We start from the raw sequence: 16,122 nt of genomic DNA, 5'->3' as shown, positions 1-16,122 counted from the left end.
ACTCTTTTGAGATTGCACTATGTATCCATTTATCCGTTATGCCAGCACCATCGCCCACGCCGCGCTACAAGTCAAAAAAGGCAATACCTTAACGTTTAAAGATACGAGTGAGATTAGCTTTCGCTGTCGCCTGACAGATATTGATAATTTCTTAGAGATGAATAATGGTCGCGTACTTACCCTTTTTGATATGGGTCGTACTGACTTCGCGGTGCGTAGCGGGCTTGGACGTCAACTGCTCAAGCAGCGTTGGGGCTTGGTCGTCGCTGGCAGTACCATCCAATATCGAAAGCGGATTCGCGCTTTTGATAAGGTCACCATGAAAACGCATATCGTCGGCTTTGATGAGCGTTGGATATATATCGAGCAGTCGATGTGGGTAAAAGGCAAACCTTGCTCCTCTGCGCTACTGCGGACGGGCGTGACTGAAAAAGGTAAGGTGATAGAAACAGCACGTGTATTAGCCTCATTGGGGCAAGCAGATTGGCAGTTGCCACCGAGTGGCTATGTGGCAGAATGGATCGTCAGTGATGCTGATCGCCCGTGGCCACCGCAAAGTTAGCATTTATTTTTTAACGTGATTCATAAGTCACAAACACCTATTCACAATCAGTTAACCTTATAACTACTATTTCCTAACAATACATTATATAAATACATATATTAAATGTTAGGATAGTAGTGAGCATCATACTCAGCTCAACTAAATACTATCTAATTAAAACAGTCTTATAAGGAGAATAATATGGCTAACACGACGGATTATGTCGGTACGTTATTTGATAATAGTGAATCAAATCCAAGCAAAATCACCTTAGCATTTACTATGGCTGGCGTGGCACTTAAAAAAGGTCATTCTGCCTCAGTGATATTGATGGTGGACGCGGTACATTTGGCACTGCCCAACGCTTTAGATAAGGTCAATATTGGCGCACCATTTGAACCTGCGGGCGAATTGCTAGAAGTCTTTATCGAAAAAGGCGGTCAAGTACTGGTCTGCGGCGCATGTATGAAGCACAACGGCGTGGAAGAATCTGCCATCGACAAACGCTTTGAAGTGATCAGTGGTGATGATGTGGTTGAGCTGTTGATGAATGCAAAAGGGTCATTGCAGTTGAATTAAGTTTTTTTCAGAGTTCTAACACTGAGTTAGTTCTCTTAGCTGTCTTTTTCACGGCTTTAGGGACTGACTCTTTTTTTTGAAAATTTAATAATATTTCATAAGATTCACTAATTCATAAGCTTCACTAATTAGGTATATACAAGTTGCCGACCTTAGCTAGAACCTATGCTTATGGATGGGTAGAAAGTAGTAAAGTGATATGAGCTATAGTATATTTAGATTCCATTTTCTTAGGTTTTGGCCATATCTATAATGAAGATTAAATCAGCTAACGTTTTCCTTAGTTTTCTTTTACCCGCTATGCTTTTAACAGGGTGTTCAGAGCTTTCTACAAATACCAATGGATATATTACTAATGAAAATAACAAGCCTTTCTATTTGGAGTTTGATAGTAGTAAAGCAGATAGCCTTAATGTAATAAAATATAGTCAACTGACTACTGATACATTCAAACTATTTTGTGGGAGTGATGCTTTTACTACTTTACCTAATTGGTCAATATATGATGGCGAGCCTATGGAGTCGATTGCAAGTATCGATATCTCACATATATATTTAACCTTCGACGATAGAGAACGCTTACAAAGGCTACTTCTTGTGGAAACTGTCGATACTAAGGACGAACAAAAACAAGTATATGATAAAGCCAAAAAATATCTCGACCAAAACTATAATCAAACTAAATCACATCCATTACGCACACTAAACATGACTACTAATGAAGTGGTTAGAAGTGATAAAGATAACTCTTATACTGGTTGGGTCAGCTACGATGTTGTTTCTTATAAGACTAAAAATGGTTATATTAGTATAAATAAAGGTTCGGTAGGAGCTGTGGTACCTCCTTCAAATATACAACCAAGTACAAATGGACTATACAAAGAATATATTAGTCTTGGAAATAAGCTACCTAAGTGGGAAAACGATGATTCAGAGCTTTTAGATGTAAAAGTTAGATATTTTTCAAATTCGTTTTCAGATATGTATGACAAAAAATGTAGTTGATTCACTTAACTACAAAGCCGTAGTCAAAACTCACCCTTCCTATTCAGCAACTAAATAAACACTATCCAACATACTCTTTGTCCTGTTCTGTTAAAGTAAGTGAGATAAAAATTCTAATAACAGACAAAGGAAGCCCGTTATGACCTTACTGAATACCCTTAATTTGACCCACGCTATCGTTCAAGCACCTATGGCAGGCGCAACCACCCCTGAGCTGGCAGCGACGGTGAGTAACTTTGGTGGACTGGGTTCATTGGGATCGGGCATGACGCCGCCAGAGGTTTTGCATAGCCATATTGACACCATTAAATCGCTCACCGATCGCCCTTTTATGATTAATTTAATGGTATTGTCTGAGCATGAGTCGAGCACCTTTGATACCGAAATCCCTGCTTGGCTAAGTCATTACTATCAAGAAAACAATATAGAGTTTGCGCTACCTGAGCGCCCAGCGCTAAGCTTCGCGGATCAGCTACAAGTGCTCTATGACAATCCTGTTCCTGTCGCTAGCTTTACCTTTGGTATTATTAGTGCCGAGCAAGTTCAACATCTGCAAGGTCTAGGCACGCGCGTCATCGGTACTGCCAATCATCCATTAGAAGCGAAAGCATGGAGCGATATTGGTGCTGATGCGGTATGTGTACAAGGGGTCGAAGCGGGTGGACATCGCGGTGGCTGGCTCGCGCAAAGTGAAAACGATCCATTGGGATTATTGACGCTAATTAGTCAAACGCGCGCGTGTACCGATATTCCGTTAATTGCAGCAGGTGGCATCATGACTGGGCAAGATATCAAAGCGGTACAAACGGCTGGCGCTGAGCTGGCGCAAATCGGAACGGCGTTTTTGACCACAGATAAATGCGGCATTAATGACATTTATAAGCAAGCGCTACTCGACGCTAGTGAAGATAAGCGCAGTACTGAGACACGCTTAACGAGACTGTTTTCAGGTAAACAAGCTCGTGGTTTATTAAATGATTATTTGCGTGATTTTGCTCGCTTTGAAAGCGCGCATGAGCTACCGCCCTATCCACAATTGAATGCGATGACCAAATTTTTGCGTGGTCATGCAACCAATAATCTTCACCCGGAGTATCAGTCTTTATGGGCAGGACAAGGCGTCGCTTTGGTCAGACAAGAGCGCACGATTGAGCTGTTAGAGCGCTTGGTCAAAACGTTATAGGCTTAAATATTTTTATCAGTCCGTGCTACTCTAATAAAAAATCCACCGCTGCCGCTGCATGAATCAAAGTGGTATCAAATACGGGAATTGGGCTGTCTGCTTGTTTAATAAGCAGTCCAATTTCTGTACAGCCTAAGATGACGCCCTCTGCGCCTTGATCTGCTAAATCTTTAATTACCTGCTGATAATACTGGCGCGAGCTGTCTTTAAATTGACCGACGCACAGCTCTTTTTTGATAATTCGATGTACCTCTGCTCGTGCATCACTCTCTGGTATCAACACTTGAAGCCCTGCATCCACCAAACGCTGCCTATAAAAATCTTCCGTCATCGTAAACTGAGTGCCCAGTAAAGCAATTTTAGACAGATTCTGTTTTTTGATGGCGGCAATAGTGGCATCAGCGATATGAATAACGGGTAAATGCGTCGCGGCTTGCACATCATCGAGTAATTTATGCATTGTATTAGAGGCAATCAAGAGCCCTTGTACGCCAGCGGCTTGCAAACGCTGAGCACTGCTGGCCATGATTACACCCAGCGCTGCCCATTCATCTTGCTCTTGGTGCTTATTAATCAACGCAAAGTCTACGCTATGTATGAATAAATCTGCTGAATGTAATCCACCCAGCTTATCCTTGACACCCTCATTTATCAGCCGATAATAGCTCTCGGTACTCTCCCAACTCATACCACCGATGATGCCCAATGTTCGCTGCTTGTGCACGGTCATTTTATTGCCTTATTTGTGAGTCGTAATCGATTTTATCGTAGCAAAATTAATCATCTTTAGTTTTTTATTTTTCAGGAATTTTTATTTTGATGCATGAGACAACAGTCATTAAAATATAACGAATGCCACCATTGATAATAACGATTTTATCCACTCAACAACATACGATATCATGGTTAGTAATGACGACACATGACGCTACGCAACATCGTTCATCGTTCATCAAACGCCACCATCACCATGTAGGACACCTCCACACTATGGCAAAATTCCCTACCATTAGAATACGCACACGGCGCAAGTACTACCGGCTTATTTTCACCTTTTTAATGGCATTGCTAATGTCCACGATTATCTCAACTGCATTGCTGCTGATCAATGTAGGATTCGTCGATGGGTTCTTTATCACGCTGTTTCACTCATGGAAATATGCCTTTATAGTCGCGTGGCCGAGCGCTTATATTTGCGCCTATCTCATCCAAGAGCATTTGCTCAGTCGTATTGAGTTTTATTGAACCAGCTAGAAGTTAAAGTATGAGAAAGCCATGAGAAAGCATTGCTGTGAGCTGATGGTAAATCATCATGCCGCTATGAATTAAGAAATCTGTGGCTGTATACACAGCCTTGCTGAAGGTATTTTATGCGAAGATAAAAGGGTGTTTTTTGATTGGGTATTAAGGATGTTGAGTCATCTTATGATAAGTGACTGGATCTGGATAAAAGGCTTTCATGACCTTCCTAATTACTCCCGTAATAAGTCAATCTCCAAGCCCACCATCGTGGTCAGCTAACAATATTACTTAATGAAATGGCTATTGATATCGGTGAAACTGATTGATTGATACTAACTGCTGACGTTTAAAACCAATGAGCAAAAACATTAGACTGTATTAAGAGCATTTGAATAAGTCCGCCTGCTTTTAATACCGTCAATATTCATAAACCAAAAACCACTTTTAAGCCACCTCGACCTTATTCTTTAAACAAGCCACTCGGTGATTTATGGTGCCTTCTAACACGGGTTTAATCTGTGCGCATTCTTCATCAGCTAGTGGACAACGGGTACGAAAAACGCAACCTGACGGCGGATTGATTGGACTGGGTAAATCACCCTCTAATAACTGAATGACCTTTTTACGTTCAGCAATAGGGTCAGGTAGCGGTACAGCAGACATCAGTGCTTTGGTATAGGGATGAGTCGGATTGCCGTATACGGCTTTGTTCAAACCCAGCTCGGCGGCGTTGCCTAAATACATGACCAAGACTCGATCAGCAATGTGCTTAATCACAGAAAGATCATGGGCAATGAAGATAAGCGCTAACCCCATCTCTTCTTGCACATCTTGCAATAAATTAATGACCTGCGCCTGAATCGAGACATCAAGGGCGGATACTGGTTCATCACAGATAATAATTTTGGGCTTTAATATCAGTGCTCGAGCAATGCCTATTCGCTGGCACTGACCACCTGAAAACTCATGCGGATATCGGTTAATTTGATTGGACAGTAACCCCACCTTTTTCATGATGGCGCGTACCTCGTTTTGCACCTCAGGCTTCTTCATTTCAGGATAATAAGTACGAAGAGGCTCGGCGATAATATCCCCTACAGTCATGCGCGGGTTAAGTGATGCCAGCGGATCTTGAAAGATCATTTGAATGTCTTTTCGCTTTAATCTCATGGTCTTTTTGGACGCACCCACCATCTCTTCATCACAAAACTTGATACTGCCAGAATCAGCTTGTATCAATCCGATGATAGTACGAGCGAGTGTTGATTTGCCGCAGCCTGATTCGCCTACCACCCCTAAAGTCTCACCAGCAAATAGCTCAAACGATACCCCATTAACTGCTTTTAGAGTGACAGGCTTCTGCCAAAAGTAAGTACCTTTTTGTTTGATATTAAAAGTGGTATGAATGTCCTTTACTTGCAATAACGGTGCTGGATTATTGCTTTTGGCGCTATCTAAATTCTGTATCATCATGAGCTAGCCCTCCATCCCTGATTGATTATTGGCATCGATATCTGCTGAGCTATCTAGTGAGTGATCAACGGGTGTTTCAGGGTGCCAGTGACAAGCGCGTTGACGCTCGTTCGGTAGAAATTCCAGCGGTGGCGGTGTATCACAGCAGATCTCCATCGCATGAGAACAACGCTCATAAAAAGGGCAGCCTGCTGGCAAATCTAATAAATTTGGTGGACTACCTGGAATGGTTTCAAGCTTGCCCATATCGTTATTTAAACGCGGAATCGCTTTTAGTAATCCAATAGTATATGGATGACTTGGGGCATAAAAAATCTCTTCAGTCTCTCCATACGCCATGGTACGCCCAGCATACATCACTAGTACTCGATCACAGATACCCGCCACAACCCCCAAATCATGGGTAATCATAATAATGGTTGTGCCAAAGTCGCGTTTTAGCTCGTTTAATAGAACCATAATCTGTGCCTGAACAGTAACGTCGAGCGCGGTGGTCGGCTCATCAGCAATCAACAGCTTAGGGCGACATAATAATGCCATCGCAATCATGACCCGCTGACGCATACCACCAGAGAACTCATGCGGATACATGCCAATACGGTTTTTGGCTTCTGGAATCTTAACCGCGTCTAGCATTCGTATGGATTCGGCCCAAGCGTCTTTTTTACTCATGCCTTTATGTAAAATCAATACTTCAGCGAGCTGGTCGCCTATCTTCATATAAGGATTTAATGAGGTCATCGGATCTTGAAAGATCATCGCGATCTGCTCGGCGCGAATTTTATTTAGTGCTTTTTGTGACAATCCTAGTAGCTCATTACTCTCAAAGCGTACCGAACCTTTGGCATAACCGTTATTTGCCAGTAGCCCCATAATAGCAAACGCTGTCTGCGACTTACCTGAACCGGACTCACCAACAATACCTAAGGTTTCGCCTTCATGTAGGTTAAAATTTAAGCCATTAACTGCCGTTACCAGACCCTCTTCGGTCGTGAACTGTACCGATAAATCTTTGACTGCTAACAAGGTGTTTTCTGCGTTAGGTGGCTTATCGAGCGCTGAACCAGTACCCATCTTAAAGGTAGTAGACTCTATTTTCTCAGGAGCACTAGGCGCGTTGGCGGCGTTATGAATCTTTTGAGTGGCTATGTTTCTATCTTCCATACTTTTACCCTCCATGCTTTTATCCTTCATGCTTTGGTTTTTCATGATGTCACCCTCTTAGCGGTCTTTAGGGTCAAACGCATCACGCAGACCGTCGCCAATAAAGTTAAAGCAAAATAAAGTAATGACCAAAAAAGCTGAAGGAATCAGAATCTGCCAAGGTGCTACCTGCATGGTTTTTGAGCCTTCTTGCAACAGCGCCCCCCAACTGGTCATCGGCTCTTGAACACCAAGTCCCAAAAAGCTTAAAAATGACTCAAACAAAATCATCGTTGGCACTAATAAAGAGGCATAAACCACCACCACCCCGAGTACATTGGGCACGATGTGGCGTAAGATAATATTAAAGCCTGATACGCCGCCTACGTGCGCAGCTTCGATAAACTCTTTACTCTTCAGGCTTAGCGTTTGCCCGCGAACGATACGCGCAACATCCAGCCACGATACCAGTCCAATCGCCACAAAGATTAAGATAAGGTTACGACCAAAGATAGTGACTAATAAAATCACAAAAAACATAAAGGGGAAGGCGCTTAAAATCTCTAATACACGCATCATCACGGTATCGACTTTGCCACCAAGATAGCCTGACGTTGCACCGTATATCGTACCGAAAATCACTGCAACCGTAGCGCCGGCGACGCCTACCATCAAGGAGATACGACCACCTACTGCGGTTCGCACTAACAAATCACGACCGAGTGAATCAGTACCGAAGTAGTGCTTATTATCGATGGCTGGCGCGGACTGCATAAAGTTCCAGTCGGTTTCGGCATAACCAAAAGGTGCTAACATCGGTACAAAGATGACGAAAGCAGCCACGAGTAGCAAGATAAAAAGACTGGCTACGGCGGCCTTGTTGCGATAAAAACGGCGCTTAGCATCTTGCAAAAGGCTGCGGCCTTTGATTTCCTGAGCCCCTATTTCTGCTAGGTCAGTTGTCTGGTCTGCGGTAAGGCTCATAGTCGTCCTTTTAATAATCTATTTAGCATAATAATAATGAATGATACCTATCAAACCGTATTGGAATGATAATGCGCTTAAATGGTCGCCTTAATACTGAATCTTTGGATCAATTACCGCGTATAAAATATCGACGATAGCATTAAAGGCAATGGTCAATACCCCGACTAAAATGGTCAAACTAAGCACTACCCCATAATCACGATTGAGTGCGCCGTTAATGAATAACTGTCCGATACCAGGTAAACCAAAGATAGTCTCAATCACAATAGAGCCTGTAATAATACCGACAAAGGCTGGGCCCAAATAAGAGATAACGGGTAGTAGTGCGGGTCTCAGCGCATGCCTCATCACTATTTGGTGCATCGGCAAACCTTTCGCCTTAGCCGTTCGGATATACTGGCTATTCATCACCTCGATCATCGAGCCGCGCATGATACGAGCAATACTCGCAACATAAGCGAGCGCTAAAGCGGCGACTGGTAATACAAGGTTTTTGAGTGCCCCGTCATTCCAGCCACCAGCTGGTAGCCATTGCAAAATAATGGCAAAAATCAGCACTAATAATGGCGCTTTAACGAAGCTTGGAATCACAACGCCTGTCATAGCAAAGGCCATCAGTACGTAGTCTATCCATGAGTTTTGCTTAAGGGCTGCGATAACACCGAAGATAAGTCCTAAGACCAATGCCAATATAAAAGCGTACAGACCCAACTCCATAGAGACAGGAAACGACTGCGACAATAGCTCGTTAACCGTATAATCTTTATACTTAAAAGACGGTCCAAAGTCGCCTACCGCTAGCTGCTTTAGATAATTAACATACTGTAGCCACATAGGATCGTTAAGATTGTATTTGGCCTCGATATTTGCCAGTACCGCAGGTGGCAAGCTACGCTCACCCGTAAACGGACTGCCTGGCGCCAAACGCATCATAAAAAAGGAGACCGTGATCAATACAAATAAGGTCGGAATGGCCTCTAAGATACGCCGAAAAATCAGTTTTAGCATAATGCCTCTTTTATAATGATGCTTATTTTTCAGCTAAATTAAAATGAGATAACTAGCACAAACCTAACGCCCAGTTATCACTCAACTAGCAATATTCAATGACTTGGTTTTAAATAAACGATCGATAATCGTCGTTTATAAATAACAAAAGTTTCATTTAACACGCCTAATAAGAGTGGCTGTGAAAAATGAAACTAATGACGCTATCAGCGTTACTTGATAAGAGCGATAAATGAAACCAGCTGCTTTTACCGCCCTCAGACATTCAATCGATAGAATTATTCAGCGATCAGTCAAACGATTAGTGCTTAGCAATTGAGAGATTTTTTACCTGCCAATTGTCTAATATATCCTTAGTTGGAAACCCAATGACATAAGGTTTTACTAGACGCGGGCTGACGTAATGATAAATGTTAAGTAAACCCATATCTTGATCGAGCTGAGCTTCAGCTTGCTTGTATAGATTGGCACGCTGCTCAGGGCTAACGCCAGCTTTCAGCGTTTGCGCCATTAAACTGTCAAAATTAGCGTTATTGTATTTACCGTAGTTGCCACTATTGTCAGATTTAGCAATATTTAAGAAAGCTGACGCTTCGTTATAATCACCACACCAGCCAGCACGCGCGATTTGATAATTACCATTACGGCGGGTATCTAAATAAGTTTTCCATTCTTTATTGGTCAAAGTCACATCGACGAAGCCGAGCGCTTGCTTCCATAATGAAGTAGCTGCGACCGCAGTCTTTTTATGATTGTCATTGGTGTTGTATAGCAGCTCAAAAGTCAGCGGATTGCTATCGCTATAGCCTGCTTCAGTGAGCAGTTTTTTGGCCTCAGTAACCCGCTTTTCTTGATCCCAAGTCGACCATTCTGGACTATTTGCAATATCGCCATTGGTGGCAGGGGGTGTCAACTGATAAGCGGCCGTCTGTCCTTGACCGATAACTTTATCCGCAATGGTGTCGCGGTCCAAAGCTAAGGCTAAAGCGCGGCGTACGTTGGGATCGTTGAACGGTGGCTTGACCGTATTAAACTCGTAATAATAAGTACAAAGATAAGGAGATACGGTTAGCTGATCGCCCACTTGCTCTTTAAGCGAAGCGAACTGCTCGGTTGGAATCTCATTGTAGGTCACATCGATTTCACCCGCCTGATAGCGTGCGACGTCAGTCGTACTAGAAGGAATCGGCAGGAAAGTGACGGTATCGATAGTCGTATTGGCATCGTCATAATAAGAAGCGTTGCGCGTTAAAACGATTTTGTCGTTAATTTGCCACTGGGTAGGCTTGTAAGGACCGTTAACCACGATGTTCTCAGGAGCTGTCCACTTATCACCAAAGGCTTCAACGGTCTTTTTATGAACGGGCTTGACTGAATTATGAATCAACATATCTGGGAAATAAGGCACGGGCTCTGATAACGTAATTTGCAAAGTTTTATCATCGATAGCCTTTACGCCAAGGGTTTCAATGCCAGCCTTACCATCAACGATTTTATCAGCGCCGACTACTTTGGCATCGACCAAATAGCTTGAATACGGCGACGCAGTATTTGGATCGACCAAGCGGCGCATACTGTAGACAAAATCCTCTGCCGTTACTGGATCATCATTTGACCATTTAGCATCGCGCAGCTTAAAGGTCCATACTTTATTGTCTTCGCTTTCCCAACTGGTTGCCATTGCTGGAATGGTCTTACCTTCGGCATCCGTATTGGTTAAACCTTCTAACATCTGGCGGCCAAGGGTAGATTCTGGTACACCCGATACTTTGTGTGGATCAAGTGATTCAGGTTCAGTACCATTATTGACGACGAGCGCTTGAGTATCAGCCAGTACATTAGGATCAACGGCAGCTGCTTGGCTGTCAGTGCCAGACTTATCGCTACTACAGCCAGTCATAGACATGGCGAGCGCAAGAGAGGTAGGCAAAAATATAGAGGACAAAAAGTGATTAGGAGTGCGCATCATATAATAGCTATCCTTGCTGGTCAGTGGCTAGGCGGATCAACTAAATAGTAGTGATTCGAGTTAATATATCCGTATATTGACTATGTTTATTAACAATATTTTAACTAACTATTGGTCATATTGTAGACAACTATTAGTAATTAAAAACGATACAAATGTCAATAAGTTTTAATTCCTCCCCGATACTAACAAGCAAAATAAGGTTGCAGTCAAAGCAGTTTCGACGACCAAAACTTAGATGTAACTACTATTAATTGAGTAACTTTTATAGCTATTTATTACCTTTCATCAGCAATATACTACCGTTCATTCGAAACCTGTCTTATTACTACTAACCTCCGTTTCTAAATCACTAATTATCACTGTCAAGTTAATGAAATCAATGCTATCAAGCAATAAAACCCTAGTAGATATGATGAATTTTATTTATAAGACTATTGTTAATAACTAATCATTTGATAGATTTTTTAAGCCGATGCTGATGAATAATAGTGTTATATTTTCGACACTCAAAATCAGATTTATTCGCTACTTAAAATCGTGCAATTTTTTGATTTTTGCAATTACTTATTTTTGTAAAAGCTGAGTAAGATCATGATAAAAATCACTAAATTTAGAATGAATACCTACCAATATCACTATTAATTCCTTTTTATAAAACTAATAACGCTGATCTCTTGATGAAATTTTGATTTTGTAGTCGCGTGGCCGAGCGCTTATATTTGCGCCTATCTCATCCAAGAGCATTTGCTCAGTCGTATTGAGTTTTATTGAGTAAAAAACTATAAACTTTAGTACACCCACCTCTCACAAAAAAGCTAAGATAAGCAACATCATCTTTTTATTTAGAGGACGCTATGAGCCAACCACGGCGTACTATCGAGCATTTACTCAAGCAAGGCATACTGCCATTGACGCATGCCAACGATGCAGCGATTCATTTGCAAGTCTATCCTAGCAAACGCTCATGGCTGGTCTTTTTTGATAAAGCCATGCTGATTATCGGGGCGATAGCGCTGGTATTATCGCTGGTGTTTTTTATTGCCTATAACTGGATAAATATGGGCAAAATGGGCAAGTTCGCTTTGGTCGAAGGGGCCTTGGTTATCACGGTTGCCCTTTACGTTGCACTGTCTTTTAGACAGAAATTTCAGCTGGTTCGGCAGTTATTATTGCTCATTGCCAGCGTGATTACGGGTAGCTTATTGGCGCTATTTGGGCAGGTTTATCAAACGGGTGCTGATACGTGGCAGCTGTTTTTTGGCTGGGCCGTATTGATTATTCCTTGGGTAATCATCGCCCGCTTCCCTGCGCTATGGTTATTATGGCTTGGGCTCGTCAATACTGGACTCATCTTATATTTCGGCGTTATGGACTTTGCCTTTGTTAGTTATTTTTATGAAGGTGTCTTACAAATAGGCGTGCTTGCCGCTGTTAATTTTGTGGCGCTAAACTTGTGGCTCGTGTTTATCGACCGTCAACCACCATCAGTCACACGCAGCCGATTTAAATCTGAGCTGGATTGGAGCGCTTATGTCGTCGGTTTACTCAACAGCTATTTTATTACCTACCTTGCCATTCTTTATGTCTTTGATGACGCCAATATTGTAATGATGCTAATCACTTTATTGCTATGGATGAGCTGGTGCGGATTTATGGTTTGGCGATTTTATTGGTATCGCATCAATCTATTAATGCTGACCTATTTATGTGGCTCTATCATTGTCGTGGTGATGTTTTGGGCGGGTAAGTTGTTTTTAGACAATTTTGATATGGGTGGTTTTCTCATCTTAGCCCTATTATTGATTGGCATGAGTTCAGCGGCGGTCGTTTGGCTGCGTCATGCGGCACGTTTAAACAGCGAAAACAATATACCCAGTGCTGTCGTCAAAGGAGGCAATTATGAGTAATGATATGAATAATCAATACTCGGACAATGTCCTTTTACAGCTGCAACAGCTTGGATTGATTGATGGAAATGTGATTGATGCCCGTACTGGTGAGACCAGCGCTAAGGCAACGATAGCGAATAATCACTCTCAAAACGATATTCCTTGGTTTATACAAATACTTTTTGGTCTTAGCGGTATTGTAGCGAGTCTGTTTCTAATCGCCTTTCTGTCTTTATTATTGTTCGGCATCGATGGCTTTGACAGCGTGATTGCCTTGTTAATTACAGGTCTAGTACTCAGCGCGGCAGGTTTTGTGCTGTTTAGAAACAAGCAAAGCCGTGATAATACCTTTATCAGTAGCCTAGCATTGGCTATTAGCTCGGCTGGGCAAGCCTACATTGCCTTTGCTTTATTTGATAATAATTTGTCACATCCTATAGATGTTTGGCTTTTTTTAATCGTGCAAGCCGTTATGACGGTCATTATGCCCAACCGTATCTATCGCCTATTGGGCAGCATAATGACGCTAGGTTTGACGGTTTATCTGCTTAACTATTATCATCTACCTGAGGTTAGCTTGGGATTATTGGCGCTGATTACGACTGGCAGCAACTTATCACGTTATTCTCTATTGCAGCGTATACCTAGTAAATGGCGCGCGGATGTTTTCGATATTATTAAAGCCATTGGTTACGCCAGCGCGCTGATGCTGTTGTGCGTTTCTGTGTACTTTATCGCCGCTGAACATAGCCATAGTCTTGCCTCTTATTATGGCGACACTTTTCGCTACAATTACTATTTCGCGCAAGTACTGCTTACACTTACCAGCCTTTATGCCGCTTATCTGATTCTAAAACGTTACGACGTTAAATTACTATCGGCAGCGGGACTCTTCATTGGTGGTGCGATTGCATTGCTTGGGATAATATCGATTTACGTCTCAGGACTGCTCGCGACCAGCCTTATCATCGTCATTGCGATCGCCAATAGCCAACGAGTGCTATTAGGTTTGGGTATCACCGCCTTGGTCAGCTATATATTTTGGTATTACTATCAGCTCGATACTTCGTTGCTAATCAAATCTCTCTCAATGCTAATCGTCGGACTGACCATGCTGATGGGGCGTTGGCTATTGATTAAACGCTATTTCGCTAACTCCCTTATCAACGATACTGATTTGACAATGAGCGCCAACGATCGTCAGGAGCGCCACTCATGAAAAATAAAATTTTGACTAAGCGCTTGATTGATGACACGTCACCATCCACGCATTGGCTAAAAAAACGAGCCGTTACGATTACGATTGCCCTACTTGGGTTAGCCTTGATATTGGTCGTAATGACGATGAATATCATCAAATACGAAACCCATCTCACCACTGGAAAAACGGTATTATTAGCACTTGCACCCGTTGATCCACGTGGTTTTATGCAAGGCGATTATATGACGTTAAGCTATGCGCTAGAGCGCGATATTTTTGATGCCATGCGACCAAAGCACCCTCATTCAACACAAGACGAATTAGGCTCAGAACTAGATGTAGAATTAGACGAGCTTGATACAGATTTTCGTATTTATGAGCCAAGCGACGGTTATGTCATTGTGAAAATCGATGATAATAATGTGGGGCATTTTGTCCGCTTAGCTGATAGTAATAGTCGTGAAGAGTTAACTAAAAGTGAGCTGCCCATTTATTACCGTATTCGTAACGGCAGTGTGCAATTGGCGACCAATGCGTTCTTCTTTCAAGAAGGTCATGCTGAGGCGTTTGAAGAGGCTGAATATGGTCTGTTTCGCGTCAATGACAAAGGCGAGCCATTACTCACGAATATGGTAGACAGTGATTTTACAGTCATCGTCGGCGACATGAGCCAAGAGGATAAAGCCTCTCAGTAGACGTTCACGCTGTGACTTATTATGCATTACTACTTATGCTTTACTATACGCGATACGTGCAACGCATAACATTCCTTAACTAAAGTAACATTGAGGGTACTGAGACAAACTTGTTACTGTTGCTCACAACCTAAAAATAAATAAAGGCAATGATTATGCGTAGCGCAACTTATAGTACCTTCGGTAAACCATCTGACGTCCTCAGTTTAGGTGACACGCCTATTCCTGAACCAAAAGCCAATGAAGTCCGAGTCAAAATGGTACTCGCCTCTATCCACAACCATGATTTATTAACCATTCGAGGTCAATATGGCTTTAAACCTGAGCTGCCAGCGGTTGGTGGTAGCGAAGCGGTCGGCATTATCGATGCCGTCGGTCAGGATGTCAAAGACTTAAAAGTGGGTCAGCGCGTGGCGGCAGCTAGCGTACAAGCGACATGGGCAGAGTATTTTGTCGCCTCAAAAGACATGGTATTCGTCATGCCTGATAGCTTAGAGGACGAAATGGCGGCGCAGCTCATTGCGATGCCACTCAGCGCGCTGATGCTGATTGAGTTTTTAGAACTAACAAGCGGTCAGTGGGTGATCCATAATGCTGCCAATGGCGCGGTAGGGAAATCGCTCGCCATGCTAGCCGCCGCGCGTGGTATTAACACCCTTAATGTCGTGAGAAGTGGCGATGCTATCAAGGAATTAGAAGCACTGGGTATCAAGCATAATATCAACACCTCAGATGACGACTGGAAAGACCAAGTAAAAGACATCCTTGGTGATGAGAAAATCAGTGCCGCGGTTGATTCTATCGGTGGTGACTCAAGTAATGATCTGCTGGCGTTACTGGGTCATGGGGGCACATTGGCATCGTTTGGCATCATGTCAGGCAAACCAATGGTACTAGATCCAACCCATATTATTTTTAAACAAGCGACGATCAAAGGCTTTTGGGGCAGCAAAATTAGTCAAGAAATGAGCGTTGAAAACAAACAGCGATTGATTGATGAGCTAATCGAACGTGCTAACGATGGCAATTTAAAACTGCCCGTTGAAGCGACGTTTGATTTGGCAGATATCGTCAAGGCCGTCGATGGCAAATTGCAGGCAAGTAAGAATGGTAAGGTGTTGTTAAAAGCATAAATTATTGCCTTACATACACCTATGTACTTGCAAATGAAGACACACACCAAACAACCTCACTAGGAATA

Annotated in this window: 15 protein-coding genes; 9 read left to right on the top strand and 6 right to left on the bottom strand. The window is 42.7% G+C overall.

Annotated features, from left to right (window positions below; translation table 11 throughout):
• Positions 1 to 19: 19 nt before the first annotated feature.
• The 4 genes from JMX95_RS06875 (at position 20) to JMX95_RS06860 (ending at position 3,311) form a co-directional block, all read left to right on the top strand.
• Complete coding sequence (locus tag JMX95_RS06875; protein ID WP_060490140.1) at positions 20 to 562, top strand: acyl-CoA thioesterase; 543 nt, start codon at positions 20 to 22, stop codon at positions 560 to 562.
• A 183-nt stretch (positions 563 to 745) separates the two neighbouring features.
• Positions 746 to 1,123: a DsrE family protein gene (locus tag JMX95_RS06870; protein WP_109590515.1), complete on the top strand. Its 378-nt coding sequence runs from the start codon at positions 746 to 748 to the stop codon at positions 1,121 to 1,123.
• A gap of 252 nt (positions 1,124 to 1,375) precedes the next feature.
• Entirely contained in the window at positions 1,376 to 2,128 is a 753-nt protein-coding gene (locus JMX95_RS06865) for a hypothetical protein (RefSeq protein ID WP_109590513.1), read from the top strand.
• A gap of 139 nt (positions 2,129 to 2,267) precedes the next feature.
• Positions 2,268 to 3,311: an NAD(P)H-dependent flavin oxidoreductase gene (locus tag JMX95_RS06860; protein WP_109590511.1), complete on the top strand. Its 1,044-nt coding sequence runs from the start codon at positions 2,268 to 2,270 to the stop codon at positions 3,309 to 3,311.
• A gap of 25 nt (positions 3,312 to 3,336) precedes the next feature.
• Here JMX95_RS06860 and JMX95_RS06855 read toward each other — a convergent pair whose 3' ends face one another.
• Positions 3,337 to 4,041 carry an aspartate/glutamate racemase family protein gene (locus tag JMX95_RS06855; protein WP_109590509.1) on the bottom strand — a complete coding sequence of 235 codons (705 nt, stop codon included), beginning with the start codon at positions 4,039 to 4,041 and terminating at the stop codon, positions 3,337 to 3,339.
• 260 nt (positions 4,042 to 4,301) lie between these two features.
• On the opposite strand from JMX95_RS06855, the gene JMX95_RS06850 reads away from it, so the two are divergent.
• Entirely contained in the window at positions 4,302 to 4,556 is a 255-nt protein-coding gene (locus tag JMX95_RS06850) for a DUF2798 domain-containing protein (RefSeq protein WP_045442930.1), read from the top strand.
• Between the two features lie 441 nt (positions 4,557 to 4,997).
• On the opposite strand, the gene oppF is transcribed toward JMX95_RS06850, so the two are convergent.
• The 5 genes from oppF to JMX95_RS06825 all read right to left on the bottom strand — a co-directional run bounded on the left by oppF (position 4,998) and on the right by JMX95_RS06825 (position 11,133).
• Positions 4,998 to 6,026, bottom strand: coding sequence for a murein tripeptide/oligopeptide ABC transporter ATP binding protein OppF (gene oppF / locus JMX95_RS06845; RefSeq protein ID WP_109590507.1), 1,029 nt, complete (start codon positions 6,024 to 6,026; stop codon positions 4,998 to 5,000).
• 3 nt (positions 6,027 to 6,029) lie between these two features.
• Positions 6,030 to 7,100: an oligopeptide ABC transporter ATP-binding protein OppD gene (gene oppD, locus JMX95_RS06840; protein WP_109590744.1), complete on the bottom strand. Its 1,071-nt coding sequence runs from the start codon at positions 7,098 to 7,100 to the stop codon at positions 6,030 to 6,032.
• Between the two features lie 147 nt (positions 7,101 to 7,247).
• The gene (gene oppC, locus JMX95_RS06835; protein WP_060490135.1) at positions 7,248 to 8,153 is read right to left on the bottom strand and encodes an oligopeptide ABC transporter permease OppC; all 906 of its coding nucleotides are present in this window, start codon (positions 8,151 to 8,153) and stop codon (positions 7,248 to 7,250) included.
• A 90-nt stretch (positions 8,154 to 8,243) separates the two neighbouring features.
• The gene (oppB, locus tag JMX95_RS06830; RefSeq protein ID WP_109590505.1) at positions 8,244 to 9,164 is read right to left on the bottom strand and encodes an oligopeptide ABC transporter permease OppB; all 921 of its coding nucleotides are present in this window, start codon (positions 9,162 to 9,164) and stop codon (positions 8,244 to 8,246) included.
• Between the two features lie 301 nt (positions 9,165 to 9,465).
• Entirely contained in the window at positions 9,466 to 11,133 is a 1,668-nt protein-coding gene (locus JMX95_RS06825) for an ABC transporter substrate-binding protein (RefSeq protein ID WP_227675998.1), read from the bottom strand.
• Positions 11,134 to 11,990: 857 nt separating this feature from the next.
• Here JMX95_RS06825 and JMX95_RS06820 point away from each other — a divergent pair.
• The 4 genes from JMX95_RS06820 to JMX95_RS06805 all read left to right on the top strand — a co-directional run bounded on the left by JMX95_RS06820 (position 11,991) and on the right by JMX95_RS06805 (position 16,054).
• On the top strand, positions 11,991 to 13,043 hold the full coding sequence (locus tag JMX95_RS06820) for a DUF2157 domain-containing protein (protein WP_201560398.1): 1,053 nt from the start codon (positions 11,991 to 11,993) through the stop codon (positions 13,041 to 13,043).
• Positions 13,036 to 14,244 carry a DUF4401 domain-containing protein gene (locus tag JMX95_RS06815; RefSeq protein ID WP_109590501.1) on the top strand — a complete coding sequence of 403 codons (1,209 nt, stop codon included), beginning with the start codon at positions 13,036 to 13,038 and terminating at the stop codon, positions 14,242 to 14,244. Before JMX95_RS06820 ends, JMX95_RS06815 begins: the two co-directional genes overlap by 8 nt.
• A complete protein-coding gene (locus JMX95_RS06810; protein WP_109590499.1) occupies positions 14,241 to 14,921 on the top strand; it encodes a GDYXXLXY domain-containing protein in 681 nt (226 codons plus the stop codon). The genes JMX95_RS06815 and JMX95_RS06810 overlap by 4 nt, the downstream gene beginning before the upstream one ends.
• A 155-nt stretch (positions 14,922 to 15,076) precedes the next feature.
• A complete protein-coding gene (locus JMX95_RS06805; RefSeq protein WP_109590497.1) occupies positions 15,077 to 16,054 on the top strand; it encodes a zinc-binding dehydrogenase in 978 nt (325 codons plus the stop codon).
• The last annotated feature ends 68 nt before the right edge of the window (positions 16,055 to 16,122 follow it).

This window comes from Psychrobacter sp. NC44, assembly GCF_904846655.1.
Taxonomy (GTDB): Bacteria; Pseudomonadota; Gammaproteobacteria; order Pseudomonadales; family Moraxellaceae; genus Psychrobacter.
Note: the sequence above shows the minus strand (reverse complement) of the source record. Positions and strands in the feature narration are given on the sequence as shown.